We start from the raw sequence: 18,666 nt of genomic DNA, 5'->3' as shown, positions 1-18,666 counted from the left end.
AGCGGCGGCAATGCCGCCTATATTGGGGTCTTCCGAAACCAACGAAAGGAGGTGATCCAGTGTCTTTTACCAAGCGCTGTCACCTCGCTGGGATCGCCCGCTAAGCTCTGAAAAAGGCTTGGCATCGGGGCGCTCTCAGCCCTGGACCAGCGAGCACGAAATCGGGCGCGACGGGGCCTCCCCGCCGCGCCTTTTCGTGGCCCGCGCGCTTCAGCCCGGCGGCTCGCCCGCCAGCACCTCGCGAATCTTCTCCGACAGCTCTGCCTTCCGGTAAGGCTTTCCGAGCAATGCCACGCCGGGATCCAGATGCCCTTCGTGGACGATGGTATTGTCGGTGTAGCCAGAGGTGTAGAGCACTCTCACGCCCGGCCGGCGGAGCCGGACGGCGTCGGCCAATTCCCGCCCGTTCATGCCGCCGGGCATGATGATATCCGTGAACAGGAGATCGAATTTGGCGCCCTGGTCGACCAGCGCCAGCGCGGACGCGCCGTCACCGGCCACGAGCGTGCGATAGCCGAGGCTGCCGAGCTGGGCGATGACATAGCCCTGCACCAATGGATCGTCCTCGACGACGAGGATCGTCTCGTGCCCGCGTGCCGTGACGAGCGGCTGAACCGGCGCCGTCCTCGCCGGCGCCTCGCCCTTCGACCGCGGCAGCAACAGCCGCATCACCGTGCCGCGCCCCTCCTCGCTCTCGATGGCGACGCTGCCGCCGGTCTGCTTGGCAAAGCCGTAGACCATGCTGAGCCCGAGCCCGGTGCCGCGACCGACGCCCTTGGTGGTGAAGAACGGCTCGAACACGCGCTCGCGGATGTCGGCCGGAATGCCATGGCCGGTGTCGCCGACCGCGACCATCACGAAGGCGCCGCGTACCGCGTCGCCCTCGCCGCTCGTGTCGTCGAGCTCGCGGTTCGCGGTCTCCAGGGTCAGCCTGCCGCCGCCCGGCATCGCGTCACGCGCATTGACGGCGAGGTTGACGATGGCGGCGGAGAGCTGCGACGGATCCGCCATCGCGGACCAGGCGTCGTCGGCGAGCCGGGTCTCGATCTCGATGTGCTCGCCGAGGATCGGCTTGAGCAGCTTCGCGGTCTCGATCACGAGGGCGTTGACGTCGATCTCGCGCGGCTCCAGCGGCTGGCGGCGCGCGAAGGTCAGGAGCTGCGAGGTGATCTCCGCGCCGCGCGCGGCCGCGTCGTCGATCAACTGCGCGATGGCGGAGAGCTCGGGCTTGTCCGCAAGCCCCTCCCGAATGATCTCGATGGTGCCGGTGATGACCGTCAGCACGTTGTTGAAATCGTGCGCGACGCCGCCGGTGAGCTGGCCGATCGCGTCCATCTTCTGGGCTTGACGCAGCCGCTCCTCGGTCTCGTGCTGCGCGGTGAGATCGGTCGCGGAGCCGCGGTAGCCCGTGAAGCGTCCGTCGGCGTCGAAGACCGGCTTGCCGTTGACGCTGAAATGATGCATCCGCCCGGTGGTATCGCGCCCGCGATATTCGAACTTCCGGAACGGTTCGTGACGGTCCAGCGTCGCCAGGTGCGCGCGCCACTTCTCGGACTCGGTCACGCGGTCGAGCGCGGTATCGATGCGGCGCGTGCCTATCCGTACCTTGGGATCCATACCGAAGGCGATCACCCGGTCGGAGAGGTAGGTGAAGCAGTGATCCGGCCCGGTCTCCCAGAACCAGTCGGACGCGGTCTCGGCATAGTCGCGGAAGCGCTCTTCGCTCGCCCGCGCCTCCGCTTCGGCGCGCCGGCGGATGGTCAGGTCGCGCTCGAGATTGGCGTTGGCCTCGCGCAGCTCGCCATAGGCTTGCTCCAGGTTCGCGCACATGGCGTTGAAGGCGTCTATCACCTTGTCCAGCTCGTCGGCATCATGAGGCGGCCGGCGCTCCAGGCGCAACGGCGGCGGCGGCCGCGCCAAATTGTACTTGCTGACGAACTCGGCGATGGCGACCAGATGCCGCGTCACCAGTAGATGGAACATGTAGATGATGAACAGCGAGACGAGGAACGTCTTCGCCGCCTGGCTCGCCAGAATGACCAGGGCCCGGTTCAGCAAGTGCTGATAGACGTCGGTCAGTGTGGCTTCGACATGGAGCACGCCAATCGGACGTGCGGTCCCCTGCACCTTGGTGTTCAAGGGATAGTCGCGCGTCACGATCGAGCGGGTACCCGGCTCGCCGACCGCCATGCGGATCGGATTGCGACGATCGGCAATCTCGCGCACCTCGGCGGCGCGGATGTCGGGCAGCCGCAGGATGCCGTCGAGCTGGAGCTTGAGCTGGTTCTGGTCGAGATTCCACAGGCTCTCGCCGAGGCTACCGGTCGTGCTGCGGCCGATCTCGTCGAGCCGCGTCTCGATCAGCCCGACCTCGCGATCATAATCGAGATAGAGCTGGAGCGCGGTCAGCGTCAGCGTCACGACCGAGGAGAACAGCAGCACGGCGGCGAGAAGCCGCAGCCCGACGCCGCTGCGCGTCCAATTGAACAGCCGCGACTCGGACATCGGAGGCGCAAGCGCGGCACCGATACCGGCCAGGCCCGGCTTCGCAGCCGCAGGCGCGATGACACGGCTGCGCTTGGGGTCCTCGTCACCTGCATTGGCCATGCACCACGTCCCCGGAATGGTGGCTCTCTGCTCCGGTCCACCGGTTGCAGTTTCGAGCAGTCCAAGAGTTGAGACGCCTGCCTCGTCACCCGATGCGCGCAATCACCCCGTCGGCCCGTGGGCGGCGGGTCATGTCTTGCGCCCAACGGCAGGATTTCCGCGCAAGCTAGCACCCCGCGTGTTAGAATGACATCGGTGAAAGTCCGGAACAGCTCGTGTGGCGGGCGGTAACGGTTGCCGGCGCACAAGTGCCAACTTGCGGTAGATCGCGCCGGCGTCCGTATCCAAGGGTAGCATACACGGCCGAAGGAGGCGCCTGATGTGGCAGCTCGTCGTTGCCTGCCTGTCGTTGCTCGCAGCCGGTCCCTCGCAAGCGCAGGACGTGATCCGGCTGGCGCGCATCGCCGACATCCCCGATCAATATGTCGGGGGCGAGATGCTGCGGGCCGTCTATGCCAAGCTGAACATCAGGCTGGAGTTCGAGGACGTCCCCGGCAAGCGCGCGCTCGCGCTGTCGAGCGCCGGCGAGGTCGACGGCGAGATCCAGCGGATCGGCACGCTCTCGCGGGACTACCCGACGCTGGTCCAGGTCACGCCGGCGATCAACTACATCGAGCCGGCGGTGTTCGCGACCAGGCTCCGGTTCGAGGTCAAGGGCTGGGATTCGATCAGGGACTACAGCATCGGGATCGTCCGCGGCGTCGGCTCCTCGGAAGCGGGCACGCGCGGGATGGCCCGCGTCACGGCGGCCACCAGCCTCGACAACATGGTCAAGATGCTCGACGCCGACCGTTTCGACGTCATGGTCACCGACCTCTTCAGCGGGCTCGCCGCGGTGAGGAAGCTCAATCTGCAGGACAGGATCTACCCGCTCTCGCCGCCGCTGGAGCGCATCCACATCTACCATCACCTGCATGAACGCCATCGCGATCTGGTGCCGAAGGTTGGCAAGGTGATCGCCCAGATGGAGGCGAGCGGCGAGCTGGCAGCGCTGCGCGAGGCCCTGGTCAAGCAAGTCCTGAACGGGAAGTGACGACTGCCGTGTCAGCCCGCGCGAAGCCGCTCGCGTAACGCAACGGCCGCAATCAGCATGCCGGCGCACCAGGCCACGACGGCGCGGTGGGGCTCCGCGCCGAGCAGCACCGTGACGATGCTGGTCAGCTGGCAAGGCACGATGGCCTTGCCCATCCGGCTCGTCAGCGCGAGCAGGAACGGCATCGCCGCGATCGATATTTGCAGGACATTCATGTCGAACGAATTTCGTCTTGAAGGCTTCAGAAGCCGCAGACATTGATGGCGCGGGGGCGCTTGCCGCGCCTGGTTTCCACGATGCGCTCGCCGCCATTCTCGGCCGAGCTGCCGTAATAGCGGTGATGGCCGCTTTGATCGTGCAGATCGGCCGTCTCCGATTGTCCGGTCCGACGCGCGTCGCAGATGATCTTGAAAACGGATTTGATGGTGTGACCCGACATTGCCGCCTCCAGCAGAAATCTTGTTGTTGTGGTCATCAGTCGCGCCCGCTTTCGGCGGCGTTCACACGGCAGGGGCGCTATCGGGTTTCAGGACGGTTTCGTCGCGGCCGGACCACGCAATATTTCGTGCATGAATCTCTTCCTGGGGATTGTCGGCACCGCCTGTGCTGCTACGTCCTTTGGATCCGTGCAGAAAAACAACGAGGGAACGATGCTCTACGCGATCCTGGCCTACCATGTGGAAGACGAGATCCTGTCCTGGACGCCGGAGCAGGACGCCGCGGTCGTGGCCAAAGTCATCGAGGTTCAGGCGCCCTTGCGGGCAAGCGGGCAGTTCGGGCCGGCCGCCCGCCTGGATGAGACCCGGAAGGCCCGCACCTTGCGCGGCCCCGGCGCGGGCATGGTGCTGGACGGCCCGTTTGCCGAGACCAAGGAGCAGCTTCTGGGCTTCCATCTGATGGAATGCGCCACCGAGGAAGAGGCGATTGCGGCGGCGCGGAAACTGCGTGCGGTCAACCCGACTGCGGTCTACGAAATCCGCCCGGTCAAGCTTTACGTGCCGGCCGATGGGTTCGGCGCGACGTCCGGGTGAGGCGCGGCCTTACGCGCCCGGCCCGGTCCGCGCACCGTAGAAGCGCTGGATCAGGAGCCCGCCGAAGGCGATGAACCACAGGAAGGGCGCGGCGTGCGGTGCGAAGGCCGCCACGATCGTGCCCGGAATGAACACGAGCAGCGGAAACAGCGAGGCCATGATCTCATGGCTCCAGCCGCCCAATATCCTCCACCATAGCCAGGCGTTGAGGCCGGCGATCGCGCTCAGATGCACGCCATAGAGCACTGCGACCGCGCTGCTCAAGGGATAGTTGGTGTAGAGGCCGTTGGTGACAGGCAGCAGCACGATCGAGAGCAGGAAGAACAAATTGAGCATCACCGCACCGCGGCTACCCACCGGCTGACGCGCCAGCCGCCGGTGATGGCTGATCCAGAATACGCCGGCAATGATGAAGCTGAGCGCGAAGCCGATCAGCTTGCCGGAATAGACCCGGGCCAGATCGTTCCAGTCGGGCGCGCCGGTAAACACCGCCGCCTTCGGCAGATCGTAGGCCAGCAGCGTCATGGCGACGCCGAAGATGGTATTGCTGAGCGACTCCAGCCGCCGCATCTCGAACTGCTCGGGCTTGAGTTCAGGCTTGAGTTCGGGCTTGGACTCGAAGTTGGGGTCGGTCATGCCGGCTGTGCGCTTTTCGGGCTGGAACCTTGGGCCTTCTTTTCCCTAGGTGTTAAATCGAGATGCGTCCAGCCGCATTGCGATTCGCGCCGGGATCGCCGACTCTCGCCCTTTCACCGGGGCGATTCGTGGCAACCTATCTGGACACGCTCAATGCGGAGCAGCGCCGCGCCGTCGAGCATGGGGTGGCCGATGGCGCGACCGTGGGCGCCCCTCTGCTCGTCATTGCCGGCGCCGGCTCCGGCAAGACCAACACGCTGGCCCACCGGGTCGCGCATTTGATCGTCGCCGGCGCCGATCCGCGCCGCATTCTGCTGATGACGTTCTCCCGCCGCGCGGCGGCCGAGATGGCCGGCCGGGTGGAACGCATCGCCCGCAAGGTGCTGGGCGAGAACAATGCCGCGATCATGCGCGATGCGCTTACCTGGGCCGGCACCTTCCACGGCCTCGGCGCGCGTCTGTTGCGCGAATATGCCGAGCGGATCGGCGTCGACCCCGCCTTCACCATCCACGACCGCGAGGATTCCGCCGACCTGATGAACCTGGTCCGGCACGAGCGCGGCCTGTCGAAGACCGAGAGCCGCTTTCCCGCCAAGGGCACCTGCCTGTCGATCTACTCGCGCTGCGTCAACGCCGAGATGGAGATCGAGAAGGTGCTGGGGCAGCACTATCCCTGGTGTGCGGGGTGGGCCGCCGAGCTGAAGGGGCTGTTCGCCGCTTACGTCGAGGCCAAGCAGGCCCAGCACGTGCTCGATTACGACGATCTGCTGCTGTACTGGTCGCAGATGATGAGCGATGCGCTGATCGCTGAGGAGATCGGCGGCCGCTTCGATCACGTCTTGGTCGACGAATACCAGGACACCAACCGCCTGCAATCCTCGATCCTGCTGGCGCTGAAGCCGGACGGCCGCGGCCTCACCGTGGTCGGCGACGATGCCCAGTCGATCTACTCGTTCCGCGCCGCCACCGTGCGCAACATCCTGGATTTTCCGCAGAGCTTCTCGCCCCGCGCGGAGATGATCACGCTCGACCGCAATTACCGCTCGACGCAAGCGGTGCTGGCGGCGGCCAACGGCGTTATCGGGCTCGCCCGCGAGCGCTTCACCAAGAACCTCTGGACCGACCGCAGCTCGGGGCAGAAGCCGCAGCTCGTCACGGTGCACGACGAGGTCGACCAGGCGCGCTACATCGTCGAGGCAGTGCTGGCGAACCGCGAGCAAGGCGCGATGCTCAAGCACCAGGCGGTGCTGTTCCGAACGTCCTCGCACTCCGGCCCGCTCGAGATCGAGCTGACCCGCCGCAACATTCCCTTCGTCAAGTTCGGCGGACTGAAGTTCCTCGACGCCGCCCACGTCAAGGACGTGCTGGCCTTGCTGCGCTTCGCCGAGAACCCGCGCGACCGCGTCGCCGGTTTCCGCATCCTGCATCTGTTGCCGGGCATTGGACCTGCGACCGCGCAGCGCGTGCTCGACCAGATGTCGGAGAGCACCGATCCGCTGCATGCGCTCGGCCAGCTTCCCGTCCCGGCACGCACCGGCGACGATTGGACCGCCTTCGTCCGCACCGTCGAGAATTTGCGCTATTCGGAATGGCCGGTCGATCTCGAACGCGCGCGGCTCTGGTACGAGCCGCATCTGGATCGCCTCCACGAGGATTCCGAGACGCGCCGTGCCGACCTGATGCAGCTCGAGCAGATCGCGAGCGGCTATTCATCCCGCGAGAAATTCCTGACCGAGCTCACGCTCGATCCGCCGGATGCGACCAGCGACAAATCCGGGCCGCCGCTGCGCGACGAAGACTATCTGATCCTCTCCACCATCCACTCCGCCAAGGGCCAGGAGTGGAAATCGGTGTTCGTGCTCAATGTCGTCGATGGCTGCATGCCGTCCGATCTCGGCGCCGGCACCTCTGCCGAGCTCGAGGAGGAGCGCCGCCTGCTCTATGTCGCGATGACCCGCGCCAAGGACGATCTGCACCTCGTCGTTCCCCAGCGCTTCTTCACCCACGGCCAGGCCGCCAAGGGCGACCGTCACGTCTACGCCTCGCGCACCCGCTTCATTCCGGAGCAGCTGGTCTACCTATTCGAGCGCACGGCCTGGCCGAAGGCCTCGGCGGGGGCAGCACGATCCGCGGCGCAAGGGCCGATGATCGACATCGGGGCGAAGATGCGGGGGATGTGGCGGTAGACGCAAGAGGCCGGTCGCGGGACCTGTCAGGATAGCTGGAACGATAGAGGTCCGACATGAGAGCCGTCGTCGTCGAGCAATACGCGTCCATCGATCAGATCGAGCTGAAGGACGTTCCATCTCCGCCCCTGGATCGAGGGCAGATTCGTATTCAGATCGAAGCCGCCGGGATCGGCTTTGTCGACGGCTTGAAGATCGAGGGCCGCTATCAAACCAAGGATCCCCTGCCCTTCATTCCCGGAACGGAGTTTGCCGGCGTGGTGACGGAGGCGCCCGGCGCACCCGGCGGCTATCAACCCGGCATGCGCGTGATGGGCATGACGCGGTCGGGTGCGCTCGCCCAGGAGATCGTAGTCAAGCCCGAAGCGCTCCATCCTCTGCCCGACGGTGTCGCGGCTGAGGTCGCCGCCTCGTTTCGTGCGAATTACCTCACCGCACTCTATGCGCTGAGCGCACGCGCCACGGTCGCCCCAGGCGAGCAACTGCTGGTGCTGGGCGCGGCCGGTGGCACCGGAATCGCGGCGGTGCAGATCGGCAAGCTGCTCGGCGCCCGCGTGATCGCGGCGGCATCGACGGCGGAAAAACGCGACTTCGCGCAGGCGCACGGTGCCGATGCCGCGATCGACTATACGCAGGCCGGCTGGCGCGACACCTTCAAGGAGCTGACGGGCGGACACGGCGCCGACGTGATCTTCGATCCGGTCGGCGGCGAGATCTCGGTGCAGGCGTTTCGCTCCATAGCCTGGCGCGGCCGCCATCTCGTGGTCGGCTTTGCCGCCGGCGCGATCCCGGCGCTGCCGTTCAATCTGCCGCTGCTGAAGGGCGGCGCGCTGCTCGGCGTCGATCTCGCACAGATTCCGCTGCGCGAGCCCGAATTGCAGAAACGCCTGATGTCGCAGCTGACGGGCTGGCTCGCCGACGGCCAGCTCAAGCCCGTGGTCGGCCGCGTCTTCGCGCTGGAGGATTTCCGGGACGCGTTCAGAACCATGCAGACGCGCGGGGCGCTCGGCAAGATGGTCGTGCGCATCGCGAAGTAGGACGCGCAATCGGAAACCGAACGCCCCGCGGATGGGCGGGATGTGGCGGTGATTACACATCCAGCCGATCGAACTGAACCCTCCCCGCCTTCATCACCAGCGGGATGTGCTCGCCCTGGCCGAGCAGGCAGGCGACGTCGCGCAGCGGGTTGCCGTCCACCACGAGCAGATCGGCAAGAGCTTCGGGCACGATGCGGCCGAGCTTGCCCTCCATGCCGAGCACCTCGGCGCCGATCAACGTGGCGCTGGCGATGACGGCGCGCGGGCCGAGTATCTCGGCCCGGATGCGGAATTCGTCGCTCTGCAGGCGCTGCGAGGGCCCGAGCAGGTCGCTGCCGAACCCCATCTTCACGCCGGCATCGCGATAGATCGCGAGCGACCGCAGGCCGGCGTCGCGGACGTCGGCGATCTTGGCGACGCTCTCCGGCGGCAGGCCATATTGGGCACCCTCGTTGGCCAGCGCCTCGTAAGTGATGAGCGTCGGCACCACATAGGCGCCCTTTTCGGCCATGAAACGCGCGGTCGGAGCATCGACCAGATTGCCATGCTCGATCGTGCGCACGCCGCAGCGCACCGCGCGCTCGATCGCAGCGGCGGTGTAGGCGTGGGCGAGCACATAGGTCTGGCGACCGCGCGCCTCTTCGACGATGGCGCGGATCTCCTCCTCGGAGTAGCCGAAGGCCCCGACCGGATCGGTCGGCGAGGCGACGCCGCCGGAGGCCATGATCTTGATCTGGTCGGCCCCCATCTGAAGTTCTTCGCGCGCGGCCTTGCGCACGCCGTCAACGCCGTCGGCAACCCGCGCCAGCGCGCCGACACGTACGCAGCACGGACATGGCGCATCGCTCGCAAGGTAATCCGAGCGCGCCCGCATGTCGCCATGGCCGCCGGTCTGGCTGAGCGCACGGCCGGAGACGAACAGGCGGGGGCCATCGGTCAGGCCGGTGTCGATCGCCTGTTTCAGCGCATGGCCGGCGCCGCCGGCATCGCGGACGGTGGTGAAGCCCCGCCGCAGCATGCCGCGCAGCAGCAGCGTCGAGCGCAGCGTCACCAGCACGTTCGGCATGTGCACCTGCTGCGCCAGATTGAGCTCGACCGCTATGGCGTGAACGTGAAGATCGATCAGACCGGGCATCAGCGTCTTGCCCTTCAGATCGATGGTGCGGTCGGCGGCGGCCTGGATCGGCCGGTCGGAGACCTCCTTGATCAGATTGTCCTCGACCAGCACATGCTGTCCCTCCAGCAGTTCCGGCTGGAGCGGGTCGAGCAGTGCGGCGTTCTTGAAGAGGATGCGGGGCATCGCGACGGTCCTGTCAGAGATCGGCCGGCGCGAGCAGCGCCGGCAAGGTGAGCTGGGCAAAGGGAAGGCATGCGGCGACGTCATCCTCGCCGTACCAGCCGGCCTGGTGAAGCAGATTCAGCGAGCCCAGCGTGCGTCCGCGCCAGCGCACGGGCATGTTGAGCACGCTCTCGCAGCCGAGCGAGGCGATCAGCTCGTGGTCGGAGAACACGGTGCGCAGATCATCCCGGTTATAGCCGATATAGGCCTCGCCGCGATCGAGCACGGCCTCGGTCCATGGCCCGGGCGCGAGCCGCTTGCGTCCGCCGGCCGGATACGGACCGGGGAGGTTGGAATAGACCCGCGCCGCTTCGCCGCTGCCGCTGTCATAGGTCAGGATCGTGAACAGCTTGTGTCCGATCGCCGATTTCACGGCTTCGTCCAGCGCCGCGAACAGCGCATCGGGCTGATTCGCCCTGCCCTGCGCCGCCGCAACGGCGCAGAGCAGCGGATCGGCCTTGGGTTTCGTCCGCGTCATACGACTTCACCCGCCGCAATCTCCTCCAGCGAGCGGCCGCGCGTCGGCACGCCCATGAGCACGACGGTGATGGCCCCGAGCAGCAGCACGGTGGTGGTGACGCCGAACACGCCGGCAAAGCCGAAGTTCGGGTAGAGATAGCCGACCAGGATCGGCGAGACGATCGCGCCGATGCGGCCGATTGCGGAAGCGAGCCCGGCGCCCGTGGTCCTGACCGGCGTGGGGAACACCTCGGCGGTATAGGCGTAGACGCCCGCATAGGTGCCGTTCATGAACAGCGACAGGAAGATTCCCGCCGCCATGATCTGCTGATCGCTCTGCGCGAAGGCGAGCCCGAGCGCGCTGACGCCGCCGAGCAGCATGTAGGTCGCGATCGTCGCCTGCCGGCCGATGCGCTCGTTGAAATACGCCGCGCTGAAATAGCCGGGAATCTGCGCGCAATAGATCGCGATCGAATAGGCGAAGCTCTTGGTGATGCTCATGCCGTTCTGGACCAGGAGGCCGGGTATCCAGACGAAGAAGGAATAATAGCTGAAGGTGATCGCCAGCCACATGATCCAGGTCATGATGGTGATGCGCGCCTGCCGGGGCGCCAGAAGCGCCGCGAAATTGGCAAGCAGCGTTCCACCGGTCCCTACGGGCGCCGCAGCTTCGACAACCGGCTGCGGCAGGACATGGCCCTCGCGCGCGAAGCCCGCCTCGATCCTGTCCAGCAAGGCTCCGGCTTCCTGCTCCCGGCCCCGGCTTTCGAGCCAGCGCGGCGATTCCGGCAGCGCCCTGCGCCACCACAACAGCATGACGACCGGCACCGCCGTGATGACGAGCACGATGCGCCAGCCATTGTCGTAGGCGGGAACGATGAAGTAGCCGAGCAAGGCCGCGGCGACGAAGCCGAAGGAGAAGAAGCCGGCCAGTGCGCCGGTGAAGCTGCCGCGGTACCGCCGCGCGACGAACTCCGCCAGGTACGGCGCGATGATCGCGCTCTCCGCGCCGGTGCCCATGCCGGCGACGACGCGCGCGGCGAAGAAGGACGGCCATGTGTCGACCACGGCACTGACGATGGATGCGGCACAGTAGAGCGCCAGCGCCGACATCATCACCGCGCGGCGGCCGATCAGGTCGCCGAGCGTGCCGGCGAACAAAGCACCGAACAGGAACCCGATATAGGTGCTGCTGCCGAGCACGCCGATCTCGACGCTCGTCAGATTCCACGCCGTGCGCAGCACCGGCAAGATGAAGGCCAGCACCGCCGCGTCCATCGCGTCGAACATGTAGCCGAGCCCGCCCATCAGCAGCAGGTGCTTGTGGAAACGTGCGAACGGAAGGCGCTCGATGCGCGCCGATATCATCGACATGAAAGTCCCCCTCTGATGTCACGGGCCCGGCGCGCCGCTCGGGAGGGAACCATAGACAAAGTGACATTATCGTCATAATTTATAATCATGATCTAATATATCACCACGGTGAATGTTCGTGTCGTTCCGTGCGCTCGACCTCAACCTCCTCAAAGTCTTCGAGGCGCTGATGACGGAAGGCAGCGTCACGCGCGCCGCGAGCGCGCTGACGATGACCCAACCCGCGGTCAGCAATGCGCTCGCGCGGCTGCGCGAGGCGCTCGGCGATCCCCTGTTCGTCAGGTCCGGCACCGGGATCCGCCCGACCCAGCGCGCCGTGGTGCTGTGGGAGCCGATCGGCGAGGCGCTGGAAAGCGTGCGAGGCGCGCTCGACGAGCAGGTGTTCGACCCCGCCCGCGCGCAGACCGAATTCAGCCTGTCGATGTCGGACTACGTCTCCTCGCTGGTGATGCCGAACCTGCTCGGCCATCTCGGCAGGGTCGCGCCCAAGGCACGCGTCCACACCGTCCCCAACACCATTCTGGAGATTGCCGACCAGCTCGAGGACAACAGGGTCGATTGCGTGCTCAGCGTCTATGTCAACGAGGCGCAGCAGCCGGCGGCCATTCGCTCGCGCTCGCTGTGGACCGTCGACTATGGCTGCTTCATGCGGCGCGGCCATCCGCTCGCCGCCCAGAAGCGGCTGAGCACGCGCACTTTCCTGAGCGCGGGGCATGTCGATGTCAGCCTCGCCGGCAAGACCCTGCCGTCCTACGATCTCTTCCTCGCCTCGCGCGGCCTGTCACGCAACCTGGTCGCGACCGTCAATCACTACAGTGCGGCCTATGAGGTCGTGCGCCAGTCCGACCTGATCGCGGTGCTGCCGAGCGATTTGCGCTCGCAATCCCGCCATGCGCCGTTCCTGCATGCCATGCCGCTGCCGCTCAAGGCACCGTCGCGGATCGTCAGCCTGTTCTGGCACCAGCGCAACGACACCGTGCCGGCGCAACGCTGGCTGCGCGAGACCCTGGTCGGGATGTTCGCCAGATCCGACTGAACGCACGGGCGCGCGATCCAAAACGGAAACGGTGCGTTTCCCGAAGCAGCATTGTTGCCCCGGCCGCTGCGGCCTAGCTCCACCGCAAACGATACCTCCTCGTAAATGGCGCAAGCTGCGCCCGCAGAGAACCCCATCAATGACCGCATCCCTGCAATTCGGACTGGATACTTTTGGCGACGTCACCAGGGACGCCTCCAGCGCGATGCTCTCCCATGCGCAGGTGATCCGCAACGTCGTCGACGAAGCCGTGCTGGCCGACGAGCTCGGGCTCGACTTCATCGGCCTCGGCGAGCATCACCGCGCCGACTTCGCAATCTCCTCGCCCGAGACCGTGCTCGCGGCGATCGCATCGCGCACCAAGCGCATCCATCTCGGCTCGGCCGTGACGGTGCTGTCTTCGGATGATCCGATCCGCGTGTTCCAGCGCTTTGCCACGCTCGATGCAGTCTCGAGCGGACGCGCCGAGGTGATCCTCGGCCGCGGCTCGTTCACCGAATCCTTTCCGCTGTTCGGCTTCGACCTGCGCAAATACGAAGAGCTGTTCGAGGAGAAGCTCGATCTGTTCGCCGCGCTCTTGTCGCAGCAGCCGGTGAGCTGGGAGGGCAAGCTGCGGCCGCCGCTGCGGGATCAGCTGGTCTATCCGCCGGTCGAGCACGGCACGCTCAAGACGTGGATCGGCGTCGGCGGCAGCCCGCAATCGGTGGTGCGCGCGGCGCATTACGATTTGCCTTTGATGCTCGCGATCATCGGCGGCGATCCCGCGCGCTTTGCGCCCTTCGTCGATCTCCATCACCGCGCCGCCAAGGAGTTCGGCCGCCCCGCGCAGCCGATCGGTGTGCATTCGCCCGGCTATGTCGCCGAGACGGATGCAGAGGCGCGCGAAGAGCTGTGGCCCGACTACAAGGCCATGCGCGACCGCATCGGCAAGGAGCGCGGCTGGCCGCCGATGGGCCGCGACGAGTTCGTGCATGAGGCCGAGCACGGCTCGCTCTATGTCGGCGCGCCGGAGACGGTGGCGCGCAAGATCGCGAAGACCGCGAAGACGCTCGGCATTTCGCGGTTTCAGTTGAAATATTCGGCGGGGCCCCTGCCGCACGAGAAGCTGATGAAGAGCATCGAACTCTACGGCCGCAAGGTGGTGCCGATGGTCAGGGAGATGATGGGGTGAACTCGTTCAGAGCCGGTCCGCCTGCGCCCTGTGGGCTTCGGCGTGAGAGCCTTCGCTAGCTTCGCGGGACGATGATCTGGGCTGGCTTGCCGAGCCGAAGCTCGCGAAGCGAGCGAAGGCTGGTGGGGGAGGCAGGACTCGAACCTGCGAAGCCATGAGGCGGCTGATTTACAGTCAGCTCCCTTTGCCACTCGGGACACTCCCCCGCTCGACGGCAGCACAATCGGGCCGGACCTTGCCGGCGACCGAAGACGGCCATGGAACGTGAGGCCGCGACAGCCCGGATGGGGGCGCGACCGGGCGCGGTTATGGGCGAAGCGGTGGGGTAAAGTCAACCGAGGCGAACAGCTAAAATCGCCCTCGCGGGGGCCCAAATTGCCATATTCCGGCACCCGTGACACAAGCGAGCCCATGAAGGACAAGAAATTCGCCCCGAGGGGGCCCCGCGGCGGGGCTAAACCCTTCAACAGAACAGGAAAATCGGTCGGCCGGCCGGCCTGGCGCGACCGCGATTCGCACCCCGACGGGCCGGTCATCCTCTATGGCTGGCACACCGTCACCATGGCGCTGGCCAACCCGGCGCGGCAGATCCGCAAGCTGACGCTGACCGAGAATGCAGCCAAGCGCCTTGCGGACGAGAATATCGCAACCCGCGTCACGCCCGAGATCGTTCGCCCCCAGGAGATCGACCGGCTGCTCTCGCCGGACGCCGTGCATCAGGGCCTGCTCGCCGAGGCCGACCCCCTGCCCTCGCCCGACATCGAGGACCTCGCGCAGGAAGGCATGGTGCTGGTGCTCGACCAGATCACGGACCCCCACAATGTCGGGGCGATCCTGCGCTCGGCCGCAGCCTTTGCGGTGAAGGCGATCGTCACCACCGCGCGCCACAGCCCCGAGGCCACCGGCGTGCTCGCCAAGGCCGCCTCCGGCGCGCTGGAGCTGGTGCCGATGGTGACCGTGCAGAACCTTGCGCGCGCTTTGACCACGCTGAACGAGATGGGCTTCCAGACCGTCGGCCTCGACAGCGAAGGCAGCGAGGATCTCTCGGACGTCGCGCTGCGCGAGCCGCTTGCGCTCGTGCTCGGCGCTGAAGGAAAGGGTCTCAGGCAATTGACGCGCGAGACCTGCAGCGTCGTGGCGCGGCTCGACATGCCCGGCGAGATCAAGAGCCTCAACGTGTCGAACGCAGCCGTGCTCTCGCTCTATGTCGGCGCGAGCCGGCTGGGCCTGATGAAGCGGTAATTCAAAAAAGCAAAACGCCCGTCCGCATTGCGCGAACGGGCGTCTTTCAACTCAACCGATCAGACGATCAGTAGTAGCGGCGCAGCACGCGGTGACCGCCGTAATACGGCATCGGCGCGTGGCGGTGGGCGTAGCCATAGCGCGGACCGTAGCCGTAGTGCACGCGCGGCAGATAGCCCACGCGCGGGCCGTAGCCGTAGCGGTACGGACGGTAGTACGGGCGGTGATACGGCGCCACGGCGGCGCGATAGCGGTAGCCGTAATTGGCGGGCGCGACGACCGCGTCTTCACGGTAGGTCGGATACGGCGCGAAGGCGCCCGGGCCGGTGTAGGTTGGGCCCTGGTTGACGTAGTAATACTGCGTGGTCGGCTCGGCGAGACGCTCATAGGCGCCGTAGCCGGCACCATAACCGTAGCCATAGCCGCCGCAACCGGTGTTGCAGCCGGAATAGACCGGCGCGACCGGCTGGCACGGATTGAAGCCGCACGCCGCGGCGGGTGCCGTGGCGACGAACATCACGGCAGCCGCCGCGACCAGTCCCGAAATCATCTGACGCATTACTCTCTCCTGTTGATTTCCGTTTGTTGGATTTTGACGTTTCTTAACCCGGCGGCTTGCCGGGGACTTGGACATGCGGCCGCGGTCGCGGCGGCCGCGGACGATCGTTGATCTCGGGCGCGTAGATCACAGGCGGCGGATCGACGGGCGGATCCATCTGCGCCGGCAGCGGCGCCGATTGCGCGCCCCAGCTCTGATGGTAGCTCTCGGCCGGCTTCGGCAATTTGCGGTTCGCGGGCGGCTCGACTTCGAGCCGGCCGTAGCCGGGCCGCAGGCCCAGCGTCGGATAGTAATGGCCGACGTCGGCAGGCTGCCGCTCGGCGATATAGCGCCCGCCATAGATCGTGGGCTGCACCTGCTGGTTCTTGCCGAGGCCCCACACGCCTTCGACCACGGCGTAGGACGCATCGATATTGTTGATGATGATCGGCACGCCGGGACGGCCGGGAACGACGATATCGAAGCCGCTCCCCGCAAATGCCGTCGCGGGCAGTCCGATCAGAAAGGCAGCGAGCGCCACAGCACGCATGAGGGAACCCCGGTTATGCGGCCGCAACCTAACCGATCCCTGAGAGAAGAGAGTTAAGGCCGGCTCACCAAATTCCGGTAAGCCTAATGTGTAAGGATTGCGCGCCGCTCAAATGCTGCAAAGCGAATGAGCGAAGCGTTAACGGCGCGTGGCGTGGCCGCGCGGAACCGCATTTGCTCACATCGGTTTGACCGTCACTTCGAGAAAATCCCCGTTTCGCCGGAACGTCCGGCGCCGCAAGCGTTTAGCTCTCGTCAACAAAATGGGAGCCAACAAACCATGAATATCAAACTTCTTGGCGCGACGGCGATTGCGGCGACCATGCTGGCAGGCTCTGCCATGGCGCAGGCCGTCGTCAACGAACCCGGCCGCTGCGCGGCGCAATTCCCCAATGCCAACTGCAAGAACCTCGGCCCCGGCAATCCCTACACCGATCGTGGATCCCGCCATCACCGCATGTCCTACCGTCAGACCAACACCTATCGTCAGGCCAATGGCGACTGGAATAACGACTGGAACAGGAGCCGCACCGGCTTCTGGCCGACCGACGTCGCGGCCGGCGTAGCCGGCGCCGCGATCGGCACCGCAGGCGCGATCGCCTCGGCGCCGTTCCGCGCCTGGGATAATTCCTACGCCTATGACAATTCGTGGGACAACCGTGGCTGGGACACCCGCACCTACGCCCAGCGCAACGGCTTCGTCTGTACGCCCGGCACCTGGTTCAAGGGCGAAGACGGCCGCCGGCACATCTGCCAGTAAGGCAATCGAGAGCTAGCGCATCGGATCAGGCGGCCCTCGAGGCCGCCTGATCCATGTCCGCAACCATCATCGCGGGTTCTGGCACTTTCCGATCAAGTCTGGTATTGCGGCGCGCACGGGTGGACACCCCGGCCCATGCCGGCCCTGCCCCAGCGTCGCCGGCTTAGCTCAGCGGTAGAGCAGCGGTTTTGTAAACCGAAGGTCGGGGGTTCAATCCCCTCAGCCGGCACCAGTGTTTACAACAACTTAGCGCAAAATGCAGCAAACGCCGCCGATCTTCACATCGCCAAGCGAACAGCAGTCGATGCAAATTCCGCCCGGAATCTTGGGGATGAACATTACGAAGCCCATGAGAGTATCAAAGGTGGCTTTCGCGCGCCGGGTGGGATCGGGCCTCTCGGCACGCCAACAATGATCGGTGCGACGGCCGCCCCGGCGTCCGGAATACCGAGTTCGCGCTTCACTTCGGGCGTGTTGAGAACGCCCACCGCAAATCCAATGCAGCAGGTACCGAGCCCCTTGGCCGTGGCGGCCAACATCAAGTTCTCCGCGGCAAGCCAGCAATCGGCATCCACGAAAGGGCCGCGTGCCCTGCAGCCGATCACAACGAGTGTCCCCGCATCGTAGAAAATGTTGAACGCAGGATCGGATAGAACCGCCAGCGCCCGCGGCTCCTCACGCTGAAAGAACGAGGTCGCCTCCCGCTGCTCCAGCAACAACGCCTTCGCCCGGTCGGAATATCGCCGCAGGCGCTCCTTGTCCTGGATCACCGCAAAGGCCCACGGCTCACGGTGGACCGCCGTCGGCGCCTGTATCGCCGCATCAATCAATTCTTCGATGACACCTCTTCCGAGCCTTTCCGGTGTGAAGCTGCGGATCGCGCGACGGCCACGGATCGCGCTCATGACATCCAATCCCGTCTCGGTCGACATCAACGCCTCCCATTGAAAGGTGCATGTCACGATAGGCGCGACCCGACACCAGGGATTGAGCTGGCGCAAGGCGAGGACGCGGCGACCGATTTGACCCGGAAAGCTGGTTTGATACAGCGCAATAGCTGGATCTGGCCGCCTGATAATCTTTCTTCGATAATCAACGGGGTCTGGTCCAATGAAGCTGCTGAACCGGTTTGCGATCCTGGCGGCCTCGGCTGCCATGATGACCACCGTCGCAATCGCACAGTCCGACTTTCCGCCCTCCCCGAATGCGAAATATGCGCCGCGTCTGGTTGAAACCATGAATGCCGCGCAGCTTCAGCACCTCAAGCTCTGGTATGCTGGCAAGTCGAAAAACTGGGACTTGGCCAATTTCGAGCTGCGTCAACTGACGAACAGCCTGGCTGAAGCGGCCATATTCTACCCAGGCATTCCGGTCAGCAACGTCACCACAATGAAAGACCCTCTGCTGTCGGTCGCTGACGCCATCACGGCAGGCGACAGCCGCAAATTTGCTGCTTCTATGCGTGGCCTGACCGAGGGCTGTAACGCCTGCCACACCTCGATGCAGCGTGGCTTCATCGCAATCGGCATACCGACCGAGCACCAGCCCCCCGCCAATCAGATCTTCGCGCCTGTCGGGAAGCACTAGTACCTCGACGCAGAGGTTTTGACTGGTTGATCTGGGTCCTGCAAGATCGGTAGCTGCTCGGGGGCGACGAGGACTTCGATG

19 protein-coding genes and 2 tRNA genes are annotated in these 18,666 nt (G+C 65.8%); 10 read left to right on the top strand and 11 right to left on the bottom strand.

The features are described from left to right. Positions 1–210: 210 nt before the first annotated feature. Entirely contained in the window at positions 211–2,607 is a 2,397-nt protein-coding gene (locus UNPF46_RS22090; protein WP_142251416.1) for an ATP-binding protein, read from the bottom strand. Between the two features lie 319 nt (positions 2,608–2,926). Here UNPF46_RS22090 and UNPF46_RS22085 point away from each other — a divergent pair, with 319 nt between their 5' ends. Further along, the gene (locus UNPF46_RS22085; RefSeq protein ID WP_181770050.1) at positions 2,927–3,640 is read left to right on the top strand and encodes a substrate-binding periplasmic protein; all 714 of its coding nucleotides are present in this window, start codon (positions 2,927–2,929) and stop codon (positions 3,638–3,640) included. A gap of 11 nt (positions 3,641–3,651) precedes the next feature. On the opposite strand, the gene UNPF46_RS22080 is transcribed toward UNPF46_RS22085, so the two are convergent. Further along, positions 3,652–3,855: a hypothetical protein gene (locus UNPF46_RS22080; protein ID WP_142251414.1), complete on the bottom strand. Its 204-nt coding sequence runs from the start codon at positions 3,853–3,855 to the stop codon at positions 3,652–3,654. Positions 3,856–3,881: 26 nt separating this feature from the next. Further along, the gene (locus UNPF46_RS22075) at positions 3,882–4,115 is read right to left on the bottom strand and encodes a hypothetical protein (protein ID WP_246668715.1); all 234 of its coding nucleotides are present in this window, start codon (positions 4,113–4,115) and stop codon (positions 3,882–3,884) included. Between the two features lie 175 nt (positions 4,116–4,290). Between UNPF46_RS22075 and UNPF46_RS22070 the strand changes: the two genes are divergently transcribed. Continuing rightward, complete coding sequence (locus UNPF46_RS22070; RefSeq protein WP_026202701.1) at positions 4,291–4,671, top strand: YciI family protein; 381 nt, start codon at positions 4,291–4,293, stop codon at positions 4,669–4,671. A gap of 9 nt (positions 4,672–4,680) precedes the next feature. Here the strand turns inward: UNPF46_RS22070 and UNPF46_RS22065 are convergent, their stop codons facing one another. Next, on the bottom strand, positions 4,681–5,307 hold the full coding sequence (locus UNPF46_RS22065) for a TMEM175 family protein (protein WP_142251413.1): 627 nt from the start codon (positions 5,305–5,307) through the stop codon (positions 4,681–4,683). 128 nt (positions 5,308–5,435) lie between these two features. Here UNPF46_RS22065 and UNPF46_RS22060 point away from each other — a divergent pair, with 128 nt between their 5' ends. Together UNPF46_RS22060 and UNPF46_RS22055 are read left to right on the top strand one after the other, a co-directional pair. Continuing rightward, the gene (locus UNPF46_RS22060; RefSeq protein WP_142251412.1) at positions 5,436–7,493 is read left to right on the top strand and encodes an ATP-dependent helicase; all 2,058 of its coding nucleotides are present in this window, start codon (positions 5,436–5,438) and stop codon (positions 7,491–7,493) included. A gap of 56 nt (positions 7,494–7,549) precedes the next feature. Then, positions 7,550–8,530, top strand: a complete 981-nt coding sequence (locus tag UNPF46_RS22055) for an NADPH:quinone oxidoreductase family protein (RefSeq protein WP_142251411.1) — start codon at positions 7,550–7,552, stop codon at positions 8,528–8,530. 52 nt (positions 8,531–8,582) lie between these two features. On the opposite strand, the gene UNPF46_RS22050 is transcribed toward UNPF46_RS22055, so the two are convergent. From UNPF46_RS22050 to UNPF46_RS22040, 3 genes are read right to left on the bottom strand one after another with little or no spacing between them, the layout of a single operon-like run. After that, positions 8,583–9,830: a metal-dependent hydrolase family protein gene (locus UNPF46_RS22050; RefSeq protein ID WP_142251410.1), complete on the bottom strand. Its 1,248-nt coding sequence runs from the start codon at positions 9,828–9,830 to the stop codon at positions 8,583–8,585. A gap of 13 nt (positions 9,831–9,843) precedes the next feature. Beyond that, positions 9,844–10,347, bottom strand: a complete 504-nt coding sequence (locus tag UNPF46_RS22045) for a GAF domain-containing protein (RefSeq protein WP_142251409.1) — start codon at positions 10,345–10,347, stop codon at positions 9,844–9,846. Further along, on the bottom strand, positions 10,344–11,702 hold the full coding sequence (locus tag UNPF46_RS22040; RefSeq protein WP_100177285.1) for an MFS transporter: 1,359 nt from the start codon (positions 11,700–11,702) through the stop codon (positions 10,344–10,346). Before UNPF46_RS22040 ends, UNPF46_RS22045 begins: the two co-directional genes overlap by 4 nt. A gap of 112 nt (positions 11,703–11,814) precedes the next feature. On the opposite strand from UNPF46_RS22040, the gene UNPF46_RS22035 reads away from it, so the two are divergent. Further along, positions 11,815–12,738, top strand: coding sequence for a LysR family transcriptional regulator (locus UNPF46_RS22035; RefSeq protein WP_142251408.1), 924 nt, complete (start codon positions 11,815–11,817; stop codon positions 12,736–12,738). Positions 12,739–12,877: 139 nt separating this feature from the next. Next, on the top strand, positions 12,878–13,909 hold the full coding sequence (locus UNPF46_RS22030; protein WP_142251407.1) for an LLM class flavin-dependent oxidoreductase: 1,032 nt from the start codon (positions 12,878–12,880) through the stop codon (positions 13,907–13,909). Positions 13,910–14,029: 120 nt separating this feature from the next. On the opposite strand, the gene UNPF46_RS22025 is transcribed toward UNPF46_RS22030, so the two are convergent. Then, positions 14,030–14,115 (bottom strand) — tRNA-Tyr (locus tag UNPF46_RS22025). Between the two features lie 205 nt (positions 14,116–14,320). Here UNPF46_RS22025 and rlmB point away from each other — a divergent pair. After that, positions 14,321–15,151 carry a 23S rRNA (guanosine(2251)-2'-O)-methyltransferase RlmB gene (gene rlmB, locus UNPF46_RS22020; RefSeq protein WP_181770049.1) on the top strand — a complete coding sequence of 277 codons (831 nt, stop codon included), beginning with the start codon at positions 14,321–14,323 and terminating at the stop codon, positions 15,149–15,151. A gap of 67 nt (positions 15,152–15,218) precedes the next feature. On the opposite strand, the gene UNPF46_RS22015 is transcribed toward rlmB, so the two are convergent. Both UNPF46_RS22015 and UNPF46_RS22010 read right to left on the bottom strand, forming a co-directional pair. Further along, entirely contained in the window at positions 15,219–15,710 is a 492-nt protein-coding gene (locus tag UNPF46_RS22015; RefSeq protein WP_100177259.1) for a hypothetical protein, read from the bottom strand. Between the two features lie 43 nt (positions 15,711–15,753). After that, on the bottom strand, positions 15,754–16,239 hold the full coding sequence (locus UNPF46_RS22010) for a hypothetical protein (RefSeq protein WP_100177258.1): 486 nt from the start codon (positions 16,237–16,239) through the stop codon (positions 15,754–15,756). 279 nt (positions 16,240–16,518) lie between these two features. Here UNPF46_RS22010 and UNPF46_RS22005 point away from each other — a divergent pair, with 279 nt between their 5' ends. Together UNPF46_RS22005 and UNPF46_RS22000 are read left to right on the top strand one after the other, a co-directional pair. After that, complete coding sequence (locus UNPF46_RS22005; RefSeq protein WP_142251405.1) at positions 16,519–16,998, top strand: hypothetical protein; 480 nt, start codon at positions 16,519–16,521, stop codon at positions 16,996–16,998. Between the two features lie 157 nt (positions 16,999–17,155). Continuing rightward, positions 17,156–17,230 (top strand) — tRNA-Thr (locus UNPF46_RS22000). Between the two features lie 106 nt (positions 17,231–17,336). On the opposite strand, the gene UNPF46_RS21995 is transcribed toward UNPF46_RS22000, so the two are convergent. Beyond that, on the bottom strand, positions 17,337–17,930 hold the full coding sequence (locus tag UNPF46_RS21995) for a nitroreductase family protein (RefSeq protein ID WP_100177256.1): 594 nt from the start codon (positions 17,928–17,930) through the stop codon (positions 17,337–17,339). A gap of 178 nt (positions 17,931–18,108) precedes the next feature. Here UNPF46_RS21995 and UNPF46_RS21990 point away from each other — a divergent pair, with 178 nt between their 5' ends. Next, positions 18,109–18,585 carry a hypothetical protein gene (locus UNPF46_RS21990; RefSeq protein ID WP_142251404.1) on the top strand — a complete coding sequence of 159 codons (477 nt, stop codon included), beginning with the start codon at positions 18,109–18,111 and terminating at the stop codon, positions 18,583–18,585. Positions 18,586–18,666: the final 81 nt, after the last annotated feature.

It is taken from the genome of Bradyrhizobium sp. UNPF46 (assembly GCF_006658625.1).
GTDB lineage: Bacteria > Pseudomonadota > Alphaproteobacteria > Rhizobiales > Xanthobacteraceae > Bradyrhizobium > Bradyrhizobium nitroreducens.
Note: the sequence above shows the minus strand (reverse complement) of the source record. Positions and strands in the feature narration are given on the sequence as shown.